16 protein-coding genes are annotated in these 17,233 nt (G+C 36.2%); 7 read left to right on the forward strand and 9 right to left on the reverse strand.

All coding sequences use genetic code 11. The features are described from left to right. Positions 1–122: 122 nt before the first annotated feature. Complete coding sequence (locus tag QGN23_RS02780) at positions 123–479, reverse strand: MmcQ/YjbR family DNA-binding protein (RefSeq protein WP_282905512.1); 357 nt, start codon at positions 477–479, stop codon at positions 123–125. A gap of 136 nt (positions 480–615) precedes the next feature. Here QGN23_RS02780 and QGN23_RS02785 point away from each other — a divergent pair, with 136 nt between their 5' ends. Continuing rightward, positions 616–1,269 carry an NAD(P)H-binding protein gene (locus QGN23_RS02785; RefSeq protein ID WP_282905513.1) on the forward strand — a complete coding sequence of 218 codons (654 nt, stop codon included), beginning with the start codon at positions 616–618 and terminating at the stop codon, positions 1,267–1,269. A gap of 562 nt (positions 1,270–1,831) precedes the next feature. Here QGN23_RS02785 and frr read toward each other — a convergent pair. Together frr and pyrH are read right to left on the reverse strand one after the other, a co-directional pair. After that, positions 1,832–2,386 (reverse strand): ribosome recycling factor, encoded by a 555-nt coding sequence (gene frr / locus QGN23_RS02790; protein ID WP_282905514.1) that lies wholly within the window; start codon positions 2,384–2,386, stop codon positions 1,832–1,834. Between the two features lie 60 nt (positions 2,387–2,446). Then, positions 2,447–3,154, reverse strand: a complete 708-nt coding sequence (gene pyrH / locus QGN23_RS02795; protein ID WP_282905515.1) for a UMP kinase — start codon at positions 3,152–3,154, stop codon at positions 2,447–2,449. A gap of 136 nt (positions 3,155–3,290) precedes the next feature. Here pyrH and porQ point away from each other — a divergent pair, with 136 nt between their 5' ends. The 5 genes from porQ to QGN23_RS02820 all read left to right on the forward strand — a co-directional run bounded on the left by porQ (position 3,291) and on the right by QGN23_RS02820 (position 6,706). Further along, complete coding sequence (porQ, locus tag QGN23_RS02800; RefSeq protein ID WP_282905516.1) at positions 3,291–4,289, forward strand: type IX secretion system protein PorQ; 999 nt, start codon at positions 3,291–3,293, stop codon at positions 4,287–4,289. Positions 4,290–4,653: 364 nt separating this feature from the next. Beyond that, a complete protein-coding gene (gene cmk / locus QGN23_RS02805) occupies positions 4,654–5,328 on the forward strand; it encodes a (d)CMP kinase (RefSeq protein WP_282905517.1) in 675 nt (224 codons plus the stop codon). A gap of 107 nt (positions 5,329–5,435) precedes the next feature. Further along, positions 5,436–5,819, forward strand: coding sequence for a YtxH domain-containing protein (locus tag QGN23_RS02810; RefSeq protein ID WP_133440551.1), 384 nt, complete (start codon positions 5,436–5,438; stop codon positions 5,817–5,819). Between the two features lie 78 nt (positions 5,820–5,897). Beyond that, positions 5,898–6,206: a phage holin family protein gene (locus QGN23_RS02815; RefSeq protein ID WP_282905518.1), complete on the forward strand. Its 309-nt coding sequence runs from the start codon at positions 5,898–5,900 to the stop codon at positions 6,204–6,206. Between the two features lie 2 nt (positions 6,207–6,208). Then, positions 6,209–6,706, forward strand: a complete 498-nt coding sequence (locus QGN23_RS02820; protein ID WP_282905519.1) for a phosphoribosyl-ATP pyrophosphatase — start codon at positions 6,209–6,211, stop codon at positions 6,704–6,706. Positions 6,707–6,731: 25 nt separating this feature from the next. On the opposite strand, the gene QGN23_RS02825 is transcribed toward QGN23_RS02820, so the two are convergent. Continuing rightward, positions 6,732–7,460: an RNA methyltransferase gene (locus tag QGN23_RS02825; RefSeq protein WP_282905520.1), complete on the reverse strand. Its 729-nt coding sequence runs from the start codon at positions 7,458–7,460 to the stop codon at positions 6,732–6,734. Between QGN23_RS02825 and tamL the strand changes: the two genes are divergently transcribed. Further along, entirely contained in the window at positions 7,446–10,007 is a 2,562-nt protein-coding gene (gene tamL / locus QGN23_RS02830; RefSeq protein WP_282905521.1) for a translocation and assembly module lipoprotein TamL, read from the forward strand. The two genes, QGN23_RS02825 and tamL, sit on opposite strands and share 15 nt — an antisense overlap. Positions 10,008–10,306: 299 nt before the next feature. Here the strand turns inward: tamL and QGN23_RS02835 are convergent, their stop codons facing one another. The 5 genes from QGN23_RS02835 to ychF all read right to left on the reverse strand — a co-directional run bounded on the left by QGN23_RS02835 (position 10,307) and on the right by ychF (position 17,223). Continuing rightward, the gene (locus QGN23_RS02835) at positions 10,307–12,889 is read right to left on the reverse strand and encodes a DNA gyrase/topoisomerase IV subunit A (RefSeq protein WP_282905522.1); all 2,583 of its coding nucleotides are present in this window, start codon (positions 12,887–12,889) and stop codon (positions 10,307–10,309) included. Then, the gene (locus QGN23_RS02840; RefSeq protein WP_282905523.1) at positions 12,889–13,374 is read right to left on the reverse strand and encodes a hypothetical protein; all 486 of its coding nucleotides are present in this window, start codon (positions 13,372–13,374) and stop codon (positions 12,889–12,891) included. Before QGN23_RS02840 ends, QGN23_RS02835 begins: the two co-directional genes overlap by 1 nt. 14 nt (positions 13,375–13,388) lie before the next feature. Beyond that, positions 13,389–15,272, reverse strand: a complete 1,884-nt coding sequence (locus QGN23_RS02845) for a DNA topoisomerase IV subunit B (protein ID WP_282905524.1) — start codon at positions 15,270–15,272, stop codon at positions 13,389–13,391. Positions 15,273–15,421: 149 nt separating this feature from the next. Further along, positions 15,422–15,967: an NADPH-dependent FMN reductase gene (locus QGN23_RS02850; protein WP_282905525.1), complete on the reverse strand. Its 546-nt coding sequence runs from the start codon at positions 15,965–15,967 to the stop codon at positions 15,422–15,424. A gap of 164 nt (positions 15,968–16,131) precedes the next feature. Then, positions 16,132–17,223: a redox-regulated ATPase YchF gene (gene ychF, locus QGN23_RS02855; protein ID WP_282905526.1), complete on the reverse strand. Its 1,092-nt coding sequence runs from the start codon at positions 17,221–17,223 to the stop codon at positions 16,132–16,134. Positions 17,224–17,233: the final 10 nt, after the last annotated feature.

Here is a 17,233-nt window from a genome sequence, read left to right on the forward strand (position 1 = left end):
AGTTTCAACTCTTCAAAGAAAAAAAAAAAAAGAAGATACACAATAGCAGATATGTCATTTTATTAAAAATATTATTGTCTTAAATGCATAAACAATGCAAATTACCAATGATTTTTTTTATTTTAATAGGAATTCAATAATTCTTCTCTTTTTCTCTTTGTTAAAGATTGTACGATTAAATCATAAGAATGATCGATCAATTTGTAAATCAAATCTCTTTTCAAACCCTCACAAACCACCGAATTCCAATGGGTTTTATTCATGTGATAAGCCCCGGTAATCTGCGGATGTTTTTCCCGAAGTTCTTCGCTCCATTCCGGATCTGTTTTTAAAGCAATGGATAAAGGTTGTTTATCCAGCGGAATTAGAGCAAACATTTTCCCGGCCACTTTCAGTACCAATGTTTCAGGATTAAAAGGAAAAGTTTCTTCTACTCCTTTTTTGAGCTGGCAATATTCTAAAATTTCGGTGATATCCATATATAATATAAGTAAAGGGTAATAAGTAATTATCAATAGGTAATAATGATTAATAATAATCGTTTTAACATTATAAAATTAATAAATTTGTTTGAGAAATTACTAATTACTTATTTTTCATTACTTATCAAAAATTATGAAAGCATTAATCATCGGCGCTACCGGCGCGACAGGAAAAGATTTAGTTTATCAACTCCTACAGGATTCTGATTTTAAGGAAGTTGATGTATTTGTAAGAAAACCTTTAAACATCAATGATTCAAAATTAAGAACGCATGTCGTTGATTTTGAAAAACCTGACGAATGGAAAGATCTGGTAAAAGGTGATGTTGCGTTTTCCTGTCTCGGTACCACGTTGAAAGCGGCCGGAAGTAAGGAAGCGCAAAAAAAAGTAGATGTGGATTATCAATATAACTTCGCTAAAAGTGCAAAGGAAAATGAAGTAGAAGATTTTATTTTGGTTTCTGCCTACGGTGCAAGTGCGACCTCAAAAATGTTTTATTCTCAGCTAAAAGGGGAATTGGAAGAAAAAATAAAAAAGTTGCATTTCAACAAAGTCACGATTTTTCAGCCGGGAATGCTGGAGCGGAAAAGTTCTGACCGGTTCGGTGAAGTTGCTGGCGCAAAAGTAATTAAATTCATCAACAAATTAGGTCTGCTAAAAAGCCAAAAACCTTTGCCAACTGATGTTCTCGCTCACGCAATGATTAATGCATCAAAAATAAAATCGAACGGTTATTCCAAAATTAAATTAGGAAGTATTTTCAGTTTTGCGGATAAACATAATTGATTTGTTTCAATAAAAGTCATGTTTTTTTAACGCAAAGACGCAAAGGATTAATTAATAATGCTGCATAAAATTACGGTCGCAAAGGCGTTTCACTTCGCAAATGGTTTCTTAAATGTTTAAGACTGAAATCCTAATTCAGTTTTGCGGATAAACATAATTGATTTGTTTCAATAAAAGTCATGTTTTTTTTAACGCAAAGACGCAAAGGATTAATTAATAATGCTGCATAAAATTACGGTCGCAAAGGCGTTTCACTTCGCAAATGGTTTCTTAAATGTTTAAGACTGAAATCCTAATTCAGTCTTAAACATAATTGATTTGTTTCAATAAAAGTCATATTTTTTTTAACGCAAAGACGCAAAGGATTATATAATAATGCTGCATAAAATTACGGTCGCAAAGGCGTTTCACTTCGCAAATGGTTTCTTAAATGTTTAAGACTGAAATCTTAATTTCTTAATAATTGAAAAATTTGTGAAATCACTGGTTCATCAGTGTTTTTAAAAAACAAAAAAGCCGTTTCAACATTTTTGAAACGGCTTTTTATATTATGTTTAAAAGATTAGATTTTCATAATCTCGCCTTCTTTCACTTTGAAGTGATCGTCGCACAGTTTGATATATTTGTCTGTAATTAATTGAATTTTTGCTTCTTCATCTTTAATCAGATCTTCAGAAACTCCTTCTAATTTCCGAAGTTCTTTCATCCCATCCTGGCGTGCATTTCTTACGGTAATTTTGGTAGCTTCAGCTTCGGATTTCGCCTGTTTAGACAATTCACGTCTTCTTTCTTCTGTCAATGGCGGAACATTTAAAATGATATTATCTCCGTTATTGGATGGCGCAAATCCCAGATTTGAATTGATAATCGCTTTTTCGATGGCTCCGATAGCCGTTCTGTCCCAAGGCTGAATTGAAATCGTCATCGCATCTGGAATCATCACATTGGCAACCTGGCTCAATGGAGTTGGTGCGCCGTAATACTCTACCATAACGTCTTGCACCATGGTTGTAGAAGCACGGCCGGCTCTAATTTTCTGAAAAGCATGTTCCAAATGTTTAATGGCCGCATCCATTTCCTGCTTGACCATTCCTACAATAAGTTCTAATTCTTCCATTATATCTTAAATTTCTGTTTTACTAATTTAAATGAAGCACTCAAAAATAGTATTATTTTTCTATAAATTCACTAAAGTTCCGATAGTTTCTCCCTGAACTACTTTTAATAGATTTCCATCTTTATTCATATCAAAAACAATAATGGGTAAATTATTTTCTCTACTTAAAGTAAAAGCAGTCATATCCATCACTTTTAAATCCTTTTCAAAAACTTCGCTGTACGTTAAGGAATGATATTTCACCGCATCAGCATTTTTTTCAGGATCAGAATCATAAATTCCATCGACTCTTGTTCCTTTCAGGATTACATCTGCATCAATTTCGATCGCACGCAAAGTAGCTGCCGTATCGGTAGTGAAATAAGGATTCCCAGTACCCGCACCGAAAATTACCACTCTTCCTTTTTCTAAATGACGAACTGCTTTTCTTTTGATAAAAGGTTCTGCAACTTTGTCCATTTCGATGGCACTTTGCAAACGGGTAAAAATTCCGGCATCTTCCAAAGCACCTTGCAGAGCCATCCCATTAATTACGGTGGCCAGCATTCCCATATAGTCACCCTGAACTCTATCCATTCCTGTAGCGGCACCGGCAAGACCTCTAAATATATTTCCGCCACCGATAACAATCGCCACTTGACAACCGATATCGACTACTTTTTTTATTTCAGCGGCATATTCTTTCAGTCGGTCATTATCAATTCCGTATTGACGGTTTCCCATTAATGCCTCACCACTTAATTTCAGAAGAATTCGTTCGTATTTCATTTTTACAAGTTTATTACTTTTTTTACCGTGCAAATATAAGGAAACACAAATAATTTCGTTAATAGATTTATATTTACACCGAAATTATTTTTGAAAAGCACTTAATTAAATTATTTTTGCATCTTTATATCACATTTTGAGAAAAATCACCGCTGTTTCTGCTCTATTAATTACTAGCTTACTATCTGCTCAGGAAGGGACGAATGTGTATCCTTTTCTGAATATTCCCGGATCTGCCAGACAGGCAGCTTTAGGTGGTGACGCTGTTTCGGTCCGTGATTTTGATGTGAGTTTCGCCGCAATCAATCCCGGATTGATGAATTTGAATCAGGACCAAATGGTTTCCATCAACTATGCTTCTTATCTCGCCGGCTCGCAATATGGAACCATCAGTTTTGTAAAAGATTTAGAAGAAGGTCATCTCATTGGTTTTAATGCCCGATATATGGATTACGGCAAAATGCCTAGAACGGATGAAAGTGCAGAAATCAATGGCCAGTTTGGCGCGATGGATGCTTCACTGGGACTTTCCTACGCGTACCAGTTTGATGAAGACTTCACCATTGCCGGTGGTGCTAATTTTGTCACTTCAAAAATCGACAATTATACCTCAATGGCTGTTGTTGGAACGGCCGCAATTACTTATCACAACACCCAGAGCCGGGAAACAGTGGCTTTGGTATTCCGGAATTTTGGCTATCAATTCAAATCGTTTAATGGTCTTCGTGAGAATGTAGCTTTTCGGGTGGATTTAGGATATACCAGAATTTTAGATGAATTTCCTTTGGCGTTTACCATTACGGCTCACGATTTGCAAAAACTCAATATCTCGCAGGATTTCAACAATAACGGTCAGGAAATTAACTGGAGCCGCAAAGTGGCCGATCATTTTTCTTTAGGCGCTGAACTTTTTCCGGAACAGGCTTTTAATATCCGGTTTGGGTATAACGTAAGACGCGGAAATGAACTGGCCGTTTTGGATCAAAGAAGTTTTGCCGGCTTGTCCGCAGGTTTTGGGATAAAAATTTCGAGTTTCAGATTTGATTATGCTCATATAAGATATCACAATGCTTCAAATGTCAACATGTTTGGATTGACGCTCGATTTAATCGAAGTTTCGGGAAATAGAAGATAAAGATTTTCTTAAAAAAACTGATTGTCAGTTCTTAATATTTATTATTTCTCGTAAATTGTTGGTTGTTCGGCTAATAGGTTGCTTATTATATTCTTTATTTTTTAAAGTAACCTTTGGAAAAATCACCGCGGTGTTTAATAATTTAGGTTTTAAAAAATAACTTGATATACCTGCAAAATTTATTACCACTTCACTTTAAATGAATTCATCAGGGAAAACTCTGAAAATAGGGTCAAATTATCCGTCGCAAAATTTTTATTGAATAAATTTAAACAGGTTCTAAAAATACCATTAATTATTACCCAGCAAATAGAACAGTACTGATTTATTTTTTTTCTCCGAAAATTTTCAGGAAATTTGCCTTATGAGAAAACCTGTAATTGCTATCGACGGCTACTCTTCTACCGGCAAAAGTTCGATTTCTAAAATCATTGCTCAAAAACTCGGTTTGGTTCATCTGGATACCGGAGCGCTGTATCGCGGTATTACCTATTTTGCTTTGAAAAACTGTTTAAATGCAGATGGTGAAATAAACTTGCAGGAACTCTTTAACAGGTTTAATGAAATAGAACTCGAATTTAAACCAATCGATCGTGAACTGGTGATGTTCCTTAATGGTAATGATATCTCTACAGATATTCGGACCAATGAAATCTCTCAAAATGTAAGCTTAATTGCCAGTCAAAAAGAAGTTCGTGATTTTCTGCTCGATGCTCAAAGGGAAATGGCAGAAAAAGGTGGCGTTATTATGGATGGCCGCGATATCGGAACTGTCATTTTACCAACAGCCGATTTTAAATTCTTTCTGACAGCCAGTGTCGACGAACGGACAAAAAGACGCTTTTTGGAATTGCAAAGTTTAGGCATCGAAACGGATGAAAATACCGTACGGGAAAATTTAATCTCCAGAGATAAAACAGACAGCGAAAGAGAAGTTGCTCCGCTAAGGAAAGCGCACGATGCGATCACCATCGATAATTCAGATTTTACAAAAAATGAAACTGTAGATCTGATTTTATCCTACCTAAAGGGCTTTTAACAAAATTTTAAGATAACTTTTTTTTTCTTTGGTATATTAATTGTAACTTTAGAAGAGATGGAGAAATCCATCATAAGATTTATTAACTATTAAAAAAATTAACTAAGATGTCAAAAAAAGGAAATAATGCAGCAAGTGTATTAGCAGGTTTATTAGCTGGAGCAGCAGCAGGTGTTGTTCTGGGAATGCTTTATGCTCCGGAAGAAGGTGCAGAAACAAGAAAAAAAATCAAGAGCAAAGCAAATGATTTAAAAGATCAGGCAGTTGATCAGTACAGTAAGGTTTCTGAGAAAGCAAAAGAACAGTATGAAGACGTATCGGGGAAAGTAAAAGATCAATATGATACGATCTCATCTCAACTGAAAGAAACTGCGGACAAAGTAGTATCTTCTGTAAAAGAGGGCTATGACAAGTACAAAGATGAAGCAGTTGCGAAAACCAAAGAGGTTGTAGGTGATGTAGAAAATGAATTAGACGGAATGAAGTCTTAATTTAGATTTCCATTTATTCCTAAAAATAAAAAGGAACTTTAGATAAGTTCCTTTTTTTGTAACTTTAAAAAAAATATTATGGTTGACATTGTAAAAGAATTCGCCTCAAAAAAAATAGATTTGCTCAAAATGGAGATGACGGAAAAATCTTCACTCACTGTGGGCACTTTAACCTATCTTATTTTAGCATCTGTTGCGGCTTTGTTCTTCATCATTCTCTTTAATATTGGTTTGGGTTTACTCATTGGTTCTTGGTTGGGTAATTACGCCTACGGAATTTTGATTATGGCCGGGTTTTATTTATTGATTTTAATCATCACTTTTGCCGCCCGAAATGCCATCAAAAATAAGGTGGCCGATAAAATTATTAAATTTATAAATTCCTAAAGATGAGCACGAAATACAACAGTTTGGAAGAACTCCGAAGAAAGAAAGCACTGCTGAAAAAAGAGGTTTCTGAGTTAGAAGATCTTTTAACCTTCGATAATGCCAAAGAAAGTCTAAGTGCTTTAACTAATGGTTTTACAGATAAATATCTGCAGGAAAGCAAATCGGTTGACGGCGAAACCAAAATTTCCCTGAATACCGGCGAGATTGTAAAGGAGATTTCCGGTAATATAAAAGATTCAATTCTAAACAAAAATGCGGTGTACGGCTTTGCAAAAAGCGATGCGGGAATGAGTATTGTTGAAAATGCAATGAAATTAGGAGCGGTAACTTTTGTCGGTAATTATGCCCGGAAAAATCTTTATAATAAAAGCTGGAAGAAAAAGATGATCGGTTTAGCGCTTATTTATCTGGCACCAATCGCACTTCGATTTATCCGTAAAAAATTAGATGATTATCAAAAAAGCAAAACAACTTCCAGTTTCGAACAGTTGATATAAAAATACAGAGTCGGTTTTCCGGCTTTTATTTTTGTCCGAAAATCTGACCCAAGATAATCCCGGCAGACATCGCTACATTCAAACTTTCTGTAGACTGTGATTTTCCAAAGCGCGGAATCGTTATTTTGTCCGTCAATAAATTTTCAATTTCCGGTCTGATTCCGTTTCCTTCATTCCCGAGAACTAAATTAAATTGGGTCGGGAATTGATAATCATAAAGATCAGTGCCCTCCATATCCGTTCCGATTAGCGGCTGATGAGTGGTAGAAAGATAATTTTCTAAATTCCGGTAAACGATGTTTACCCGCAGAAAAGAACCCATACTTGCCTGAATTACCTTTGGATTATAAAAATCCACGGTATCCTCACTACAGATGATTTGCGAAATCCCAAACCAGTCCGCCAGCCGGATAATCGTTCCCAAGTTTCCGGGATCCTGAATTCCGTCTAAAATTAATTGAATGCCTGTTTCCTCTAATAACAATTCTTCCGTAAGTTCGCAGACTGCCACTGAATCTTTCGGATGTTGCAGGAAACTTATTTTCTGTAATTCATTGGGTGAAATTTCTGTGGCAACGATATTGCCAACTGATAATTCAGAAGGGTTTACCGAAAAAAATTCTTTGATTCGGAACTTTGAAGTTGGTATTTCTTTAATCGTTTTATTACCCTCAACCAAAAACAAATTGTATTTTTGTCTGAACTTCTTTTTATCAAGAGACTGTAAAATCTTTTTTTTATGAGCCGTAAGCATTTTTCAAAATATTTTCAAAAGTATTACTTATTTTTTTCATCTGCAATCACAATTGTTTTTTTGTATGCCTGCAGCACCACAAAAAAGGTTCCAGATGGTGAGTTTCTTTTGACCAAAAATAATTTCAGATATGAAGATGGAAAAGTGCATGATGAGGAAATTGAAAGTCATGTGAGTCAAAAGCCCAATAAAAAGCAACTTTTCATCTTGCCAATTGGATTATGGATGTACAATGCAACCAATCCCAAATACGATTCTATTCTTGCAGAATACATGACTTATCCCAATGAAATGAGGGATCAAAAACTTCGGGATTCTCTTTTTGTGAAATACAAACATCCGGAATTTGTTGGAAAACGGCTTTTTTATGAAAGATTTTTGCAGAATATTGGTCAGCCTCCGGTTATTTTAGATCAGAGAAAAACGGAACAGAGCGCAACCTCAGTTCGTAAATTCTTAGTATATAAAGGATATTGGGATACGGATGTGAAGTTCACCCAAGATTTAGATTCAGCTGCAAAAAAAGCACAGGTTAATTATTTAATTACCCATAAAGATCCAACCTATATCAGCGATTACTACTATAATATTCCAGATCCGGCCATTAAAAACATTTATGAGCAACATCTTGCTAAAAGCTTGGTTCGTGGGAAAAAAATACTGGATCAGGCGGTTTTAGAAAAAGAAGTCAAAAGGATTAATGATTTGATGAAAGACTATGGTTATTACAAATTCAATAATTCTAATGAAGACATATATTTTACGGCAGATACGTTACAAAGCAGAAAGAATGTTCCTTTAACCATGGATATTCACAAAGACTCCATAGATTCGCGTTATAAGCTTACGACAATCGGAAAAGTGAACGTTCATCTTTTGGAAAAATTATCGGATTCTGCAGATACGGTCAAAGATTCATTATTAAGAATTAATTTTTATAAGCTCGATGATCAGTACAAAACAATGTCCTTGTGGCGACCAATTATTTTGCGGCCTGGCGACGTATATGATCAGAGAAATTTGGATTTAACGAAGAGGAATATCGCCGCGATGAATAATTTCAGTATCATTAAATATGATGAGATTCTCCGAAAGTCCAGCGACAGCATTTTAGATGTAAACTATTTTCTGGCACCATTGCCAAAGTATGATTTAAAAGTGGCGACCGATATTAATTATTCTCAAATTTTAAATTTTGGGGTTTCCCCTTCTATTGATCTTACAAGCCGTAATGTTTTCGGAGGTGCTGAAAACTTGACGACAAGTCTTTCCGGGATTTTCGGTTCGGTGACCAGTTCTAAAAATACAAGCCAACGAACCCTGGCGTATGAAATTTTAGCACAAACTTCGTTGAGTTTCCCTCGTTTACTGCTTCCTTTTCAAACCTGGAAATTGATTCCCAAAAAGTACTCTCCTACTTCATCGATTACTTTAGGAGCTTCAGTTCAGGATAATATAGGATTAGGAAGAATTGGCTTTAACGCAGGTCTGAACTACTTTGCCAACGCTAACGATATTGTTTCTCACCGGCTTTCGATTTTTAATACCCAATTAAGTTTAACCCGAAATAAAGACCGTTATTATGACTTCTTTCCACAGGATGCCGAAGTCCGAAACCAAATGTTTAACATTTATTCACCTGCTTTATACCAGGATTTCATCGCAGGAAGTATAAGTTCAGATGATTTATCAACCATGATTGTGGATGATAAAAGCTTTCAGGAATCGTTAACCGGTGATAACCTTTCTTCATTAAATAACTTTCTGCAGTCTTTGATCAATAAAGACCGTCAAACGCAGGATATTCTTATTTCTTCAGTAATTTATAATTTTATTTATAATGAAATCGGAAAGAAAGACCGTCCTAATCCCTTCTATTTTAATGGTAAATTTGAAGTCGCCGGAAATATTTTCAGTATATTCAATAGCAATCGAAAGAACGATGGAATCGTTTCTGGCCCCGCCAGGACCATTTTCAAAATCCCCTATTCCCAGTTTGTGAAATTTGATTTTGATGTCAGAAAATATTTCACCTTTAATAATGAAAAACAAACTCTGGCATTAAGGCAGTTTATCGGAATCGGGATTCCGTACGGGAATTCGTCGACAATGCCTTTTGTAAGATCTTATTTTAATGGTGGTTCCAATGATATTCGTGCCTGGCGCGTGTATGGAGGTTTGGGTCCTGCAGATTCTCAACTCGATGCAAGAGTTCGTTCTTACGTAATGGACAATATAAAACTGACCACCAATATTGAGTATAGAATGCCATTTACAGACATGTTTGAAGGTGCAGCCTTCGTAGATGCAGGAAATATCTGGAGTTTAAAAGACAGCGGATTTGGTGACCAGTTTAAGTTTAACAAATTCATTTCTCAAATGGGAGTCGGAACCGGGGTTGGTTTAAGGATTAATATCGCCTACATTACTTTGCGGTTAGATGCAGCATACAAAGTCTACGATCCCAACCAACCTGTGGGCGATCGCTGGGTTTTTGGAAGTACCTGGAAACCGGTGGTTAATTTTGCTTTCGGTTATCCTTTTTAAGAGCCTGTTTAAATTTGTTTTAAAAATCACAAGGCAGAAAAGCGATATTTTTTTAAGTCTTTCAAAAGATCAAAAGAGAAAGTTTCCTCAAAAGTTACCGTTTTTTTGCCCTTTTGGAGATTTCCCTTTTTAGATGTATAAAAAATAAGGAGTAAAAACCTTCTGGTTTTTACTCCTTATTTCTATCCATTTCTGAGACGGTATTTTTAAAAACTTTAAATTTGTTTTAAAACAACAAAAAGCTAAAAGCGATATTTTTTAAGGCTTTCATTTTTAAACACGTTCCAGGTATCTATTTATTATTCAAGATCGAAAAGATCACCGATTGTTCCTTCTTCCGGAACTTCATCATCCGAAAGATTTTCTGTATTCTCTGTTTCTTCTTCCTCTTTAATAACTTCTTCTTCCGGTTCGGGAATGATGATATTAATGGATTTCACTTTGTCTTTGATAAACTGATTTCCGATCGCTTTAATACCTTTTACCGAGATGAATTCATCAATATTAACGGTTTCCGGCTCTTTATCTTTGCCTTTCTCTTTGGTGAAAATAATTTCGGCCGTCGCATTATTGGCAATCAGGACATTTTCTACAAATGATTTCGGATGATCAGACGGCATGAAATTCTGAACGTTCGCCGTATTCTCGAGCAGGAATCTTTTAATAAAATAAATCTGTTTTTCACCATCAAAATAAATACAGGTAATTGGTTGCTCTGGTCTCCATTTTTCGAGGACCAAATATTCATCATCAAAACGGTTACCCAGTTCGAAACTCACCAACTTGGCTTCCCCGTGAGCATTGATAATTACTATTTTGTCATCGCCTTTGAAAGTACCCAGTAAAGTTCCCCGTGCATCGGCATTTAATCGACGGACGGTTTCATCAAACCAGATTTTTCTCGGGGCTAAAGTCGAGTGACCCTCTTCTTTTAAATCAACTTTCTTGACGATATATTTGGTGACCACATTCCCTTTGGAATCGCGGCCTTTTATCGCCAGGTCTGAGAAATCAATATCGATTTTGCTTTTTCTGACCCGCGCATTTGGTTTTAATAAAACGGTTACTTTCTCGGCTTCGCCATTAGGGTTTGCAGAGAAGTATAACATTTCAGACCCCTTTTTATCCGAAGCTAATTTGTAATCGGTATTTCTGGTAACTCCGGTCACAGAAAAACGTTTCATATAATAAGGGCCGTCTTTTCCTTCCCGGTAAATCATATTGTAGACCGTTCTTTTATCGTTCTTTTTCCAGATGGCAACGTGCTGAATATTCTTACCGATAAAAGTTTTGGCTTCTACTTTCACCACCCGCATCGTCCCGTCTTTCTGGAAGGTAATAATATCGTCGATATCCGAACAGTCGAATAAATACTGATCTTTTTTCAGTGAAGTTCCGATGAATCCTTCCTCAAAATTGGCGTAGAATTTCTCGTTGGCCACCGCAACTTTCGTCGCATCAATCGTATCAAAAATTCTGAGTTCAGTTTTCCGTTCTCTTCCTTTTCCGTATTTCTTTTGAATATTTACATAATAGTCAATTGCATACGGAATCAAATGTTCTAAATGATATTTAACCTGCTCAATTTTTCCTTCAAGAGCCAGGATGTTTTCCTTGAATTTATCTAAATCAAAACGCGAAATTCTTTTAATTCGGATTTCGGTTAATCTTAAAATATCTTCTTCTGTTACCGCTCTTAACAAATGGGTGGTATGAGGTTTCAAACCTTTATCGATGGTCGCAATTACTTCGTCCCAGGATTTAACTTCCTCAATATCGTGGTAAATTCTGTTCTCAATAAAAATTCTTTCTAAAGAAGAAAAATGCCAGTTTTCCTGCAGTTCATGCAATTCGATCTGCAGTTCTTTTTTAAGCAGAGAAACGGTATGATCTGTATTCTGTCTCAGGATTTCCGACACATTCAGGAACATCGGTTTATCACCGACAATTACGCAGGCATTCGGTGAAATCGGAATTTCGCAATCGGTAAACGCGTATAAGGCATCGATTGTTTTATCGGGCGAAACATCATTAGCAAGGAAGATGTTAATTTCAACCTGGTCTGATGTATTGTCTTCAATTTTCTTGATTTTGATCTTGCCTTTTTCATTGGCTTTAATGACGGAATCAATTAAATCGCTGGTGTTTTTGCCAAAAGGAAGTTCAGTAATGCAAAGCGTGTTTTTATCTTTCTGAATAATCCGGGCTCTGGCGCGGATTCTTCCGCCACGTTCGCCGTCATTATAATTTGAAACATCGAGCATTCCACCCGTAATGAAATCCGGAAAGATCTGAAATTTCTTCCCTTTTAAATGAGCGATAGAAGCATCGATTAATTCGTTGAAATTATGAGGCATAATCTTGGTCGAAAGTCCTACTCCAATTCCCTCTACTCCCTGAGCAAGTAGCAGCGGGAACTTTACCGGTAAATCAATAGGTTCATTATTTCTACCGTCATAAGATTTAGCCCATTCTGTGGTTTTGGGATTAAAGACTACCTCCAAAGCGAAAGGGGTTAATCTTGCTTCAATATATCTGGCTGCTGCCGCAGAATCTCCGGTGAATATATTTCCCCAGTTTCCCTGTGTATCAATCAACAATTCTTTCTGCCCAATTTGAACCATTGCATCGGTAATCGACGCATCACCGTGCGGATGGTACTTCATCGTATTTCCTACGACATTGGCAACTTTGTTATATCTGCCGTCTTCCAGCTCCCGCATGGAGTGCATGATTCTTCTTTGCACCGGTTTGAATCCATCAAAAATAGAGGGAATCGCACGGTCCAAAATAACGTATGATGCATAATCGAGAAACCAGTCCTTGTACAGACCGGAAACTTTTCTCAGCGATTCTTCCCGGTGATTTTCTTGCTCTTCCATTAACTAATATCTGCTCTCTTTTGTTCTTTATTACTTTTAATGACTTTGCTGAGAGAAATTTTTAAGTCATTTAATTCTTTCTTTGTCAAATATGAAACGTCATATTTAAGAATAATATTCCCTTTCTTACTATTGATTGTAATGTACAATCTTTTCAAAATAAAAATATTAACAATATCGTATGCTAAAAGTTTATATTTTGGAAACTCATCGCTGAGACTTTTATTTAAAAATAAAACGATATTGCTGTTTTTAAAATGTAAAGCTTCGCCCTCACTGTCATACTCAAAAATCTGCCTTCCTCTAAAATAAAATATCAACACCGTCATCACTGGAATGGCAATAAGTAAATATTGTATGGATTCTAAATAATCGTAAATGAAATATTCTAATAAAAAAGCCGCTATCCCAAAAATAAAAATGATAATGACCAATATACTCAAGAACCTAAAATAGCCCGCTTTGTCTGTATTTCTTAATCTCATTCTCCTTAATTAACTTACGGCTTAGCTTCTTCTAATATTTCTTTTTTATCGATATCGGGATCTTCTACCACCAGATTATCCAGAATAAATAACTGCCGGTCCGGCGTGTTTTTACCCATATAAAACTCCAGTAAATGATCGATGGTCTGGTCTTTCCCGATAACTACCGGTTCCAACCGGATATCTTTCCCTATAAAATGCTTAAACTCATCAGGAGAGATTTCCCCGAGCCCTTTAAATCGGGTAATTTCTGGGCTTTTTCCTAAATCCTGCAGCGCTTTTACCCGTTCAGGTTCTGAATAACAATATCTGGTTTCTTTCTTATTTCTAACCCTGAATAATGGCGTTTGCAAAATATAAAGATGTCCGTTCTTAATTAAATCAGGAAAAAACTGAAGGAAAAAAGTAATCATCAATAACCGGATGTGCATTCCATCAACATCGGCATCGGTGGCGATAATCACATGATTGTACCGTAAATCTTCCAAAGAATCTTCAATATTTAAAGCAGCCTGTAAATAGTTGAATTCTTCATTTTCGTACACGACTCTTTTGGTTAAACCATAACAGTTTAAAGGCTTTCCTTTCAATGAAAAAACGGCCTGTGTTTCTACATCACGCGATTTGGTAATCGAGCCCGAAGCAGAATCTCCCTCGGTAATGAAGATCATGGTTTCTGCCTTTCTCAGCGCTTTTTGGTCGTTGTAATGCTGTCTGCAATCGCGGAGTTTTTTGTTGTGAACCGAAACTTTCTTCGCTCTTTCTCTGGCTAACTTTTGAATTCCCGATAATTCTTTTCTTTCTCTTTCAGAAATGATGATTTTGCGGTGAATCGCTTCGGCAATATCCTGATTTTGATGAAGGAAATTATCGAGTTTATTCTTTAAGAAATTCGTAATAAAAGATCTTACCGTTTCTTTTCCAGGTTCAATTTCATTGGAACCTAATTTCGTTTTCGTTTGAGATTCAAAAACGGGTTCAATGACTTTGATGGCCACCGCGGCAATAATCGATTTCCGGATATCGGCAGCTTCAAAGTTTTTATTAAAATATTCCCGGATTGTTTTTACATACGCTTCCCGGAAAGCATTTAAGTGCGTTCCACCTTGCGTGGTATTTTGCCCGTTGACAAAAGAAAAATAAGTTTCAGACTGTGATTTATCAGAATGCGTAATCGCAACTTCAATATCTTCATCTTTCAAATGAACGATCGGATAGATAATTTCACCTTCAATTTCCTCATTCAATAAATCTTTCAGCCCGTTTTCTGAGAAATACGTTTCGCCATTAAAAACTATTTTTAAACCCGGATTCAGGTAGCAATAGTTTTTGAGCATTTTCTCGATATATTCTTTTCGAAACTTAAAATGCGTAAAAATAGTAGTGTCGGGAATGAAAGTAATTTCAGTTCCGTTTCGGTCATTAGAATCTGCTTCAGCAAAATCGTCAGTAATTAATCCTTTTGAAAATTGAGCGATTTTCATTTTTCCATCGCGAATCGATTTTACTTTGAAAAACTCTGAAAGCGCATTAACCGCCTTGGTTCCTACTCCATTTAAACCGACTGATTTTTTAAATGCTTTAGAATCGTATTTTCCACCGGTATTCATTTTAGAAACGGCGTCAACTACTTTTCCTAAAGGAATTCCACGTCCAAAATCACGAATAGTTGCTTTACCATCGTCGATTTTTATTTCGATTCTTTTCCCGGATTTCATCACGAATTCATCGATCGAGTTATCGATGATTTCTTTGAGCAAAATATAGATTCCGTCGTCAGCCGAGGATCCGTCGCCTAATTTACCGATATACATTCCCGGTCGAAGCCGGATATGTTCCTGCCAATCGAGGGTTCTGATATTGTCTTCGGAATAATTGACCGTATTGTTTTCGCTCATATTTTTTAGAAAGTACTTTAAAATTCAGTAACTCACAAAAATAGCGAAAGGAATTTGATTTCTAAAATTTTGTGGAAAAGTTTTCGGTAACTTTCCAGCATTAATGATTATAGAAGTCAAATTCTCGGTTAAGAATTCAGCTTTTTACTTTAAAAAAGGTTCACCCATTTCTCAAAAGCCAGCATATAATCTCTCAGAAAAGTCTCCGTTTTTTCGATGACTGTTTTTCCATCTTCCCGTAATAATTCATGAACTTTTCCGATATAAGCTTCCGGTTGTTGCATCATTGGAATATCCAGGAAAACAACGGCTTGGCGAATATTATGATTCGAGCCAAGACCACCTGTAGCACCCGGAGAAACAGTTACTACCGCACCTGATTTTCCTTTCCAGACACTTTTGCCGGGCGGTCGGGAACCGACATCAATGGCGTTTTTCAAACCTCCGGGAATCGTCCGGTTGTATTCCGGCGAAACGAAAAGTATAGCATCTGAATTTTGAATGATTTCACGGAAATCAGTCCATTCTTTAGGTGGATTTATATCTAAATCTTCATTATAGAGTGGCAGATTACCGATTTCTACCATTTCCATTTTTAAAGTTTTGGGAGCAAGGCGAATCAGTTCATTGGCGATTTTTCTGTTGAATGATTCTTTTCTCAAACTGCCCACTAAAACTGCGATTTTCTTATCCATATTTATATTTTAAATAAAGTTACACATTCGAAATAGGTTGAAGTTTTATAAATTAATCTTTAACAAAAATTTAATCATTCCGACAAAACTGGAACAAAAAAAAGCGAACCAAAGTTCGCTTCATATTCTATGTTTTAAAAGAATAATCTTATTCAAAAAATGCTTTACACATTAAATCTAAAATTCATCATATCGCCATCCTGAACAATATATTCTTTTCCTTCTACAGATAGTTTTCCGGCTTCTTTTACTTTGGCTTCGGATCCGAATTTTAAGAAGTCTTCATATTTAATGACTTCTGCACGGATAAAACCTTTTTCAAAATCGGTATGAATTACTCCAGCTGCCTGTGGTGCGGTCCACCCTTTTCCGATGGTCCAGGCACGGACTTCTTTTACTCCTGCGGTAAAATAAGTCTGCAACTGTAATAAATCGTAGGCTTTTCTGATCAATCTGTTGACACCAGGTTCCGTTAAACCCAATTCATCCAGGAACATTTCTCTTTCTTCGAAAGTATCCAGTTCATTGATGTCAGCTTCGATCTGAGCGGCCAAAACGACAACTTCTGCATTTTCTCTTTTTGCCATTTCTTCGATTTTTGCAATCCATTCGTTTCCGTTTTTAATGGAATTTTCATCTACATTACAAACATAAAGAACCGGTTTATTGGTCAACAGCTGAACTTCGGAAATAATTGAAGTAGAAAAATCATCCATTGCAAATTCGCGGGCATTGTTCCCTTCCTCTACAAATTTCTGAAGGTTAAGAAGTGTTTCATAAGTCATCACATCATCCTTTTTACCGGACTTGATGAATTTTTTCGCTTTCTCCACTGCTTTAGCCAGGGTTTCAATGTCTTTCAACTGAAGTTCGATATCGATAATTTCTTTATCACGGATTGGATCTACGGTTCCTTCAACATGAATAATATTTCCGTCTTCGAAACATCTTAAAACGTGAATAATCGCTTCACATTCTCGGATATTTGCCAGGAATTTATTTCCTAAACCTTCGCCTTTGCTTGCTCCTTTTACCAAACCTGCGATATCTACGATTTCTACTACGGCCGGTAAAACTCTTTCGGGTTTTACTAATTTTTCCAGTTCAAACAAACGCTCATCCGGCACAGAAACCGTACCGATATTGGGTTCGATGGTACAGAAAGGGTAATTGGCAGACTGCGCTTTGGCATTGCTCAAACAGTTAAAAAGGGTTGATTTACCTACATTGGGCAAACCTACGATTCCACATTTCATATCTTTAGTT

Origin of the sequence: Chryseobacterium gotjawalense (genome assembly GCF_030012525.1) — a bacterium.
Taxonomy (GTDB): domain Bacteria; phylum Bacteroidota; class Bacteroidia; order Flavobacteriales; family Weeksellaceae; genus Kaistella; species Kaistella gotjawalense.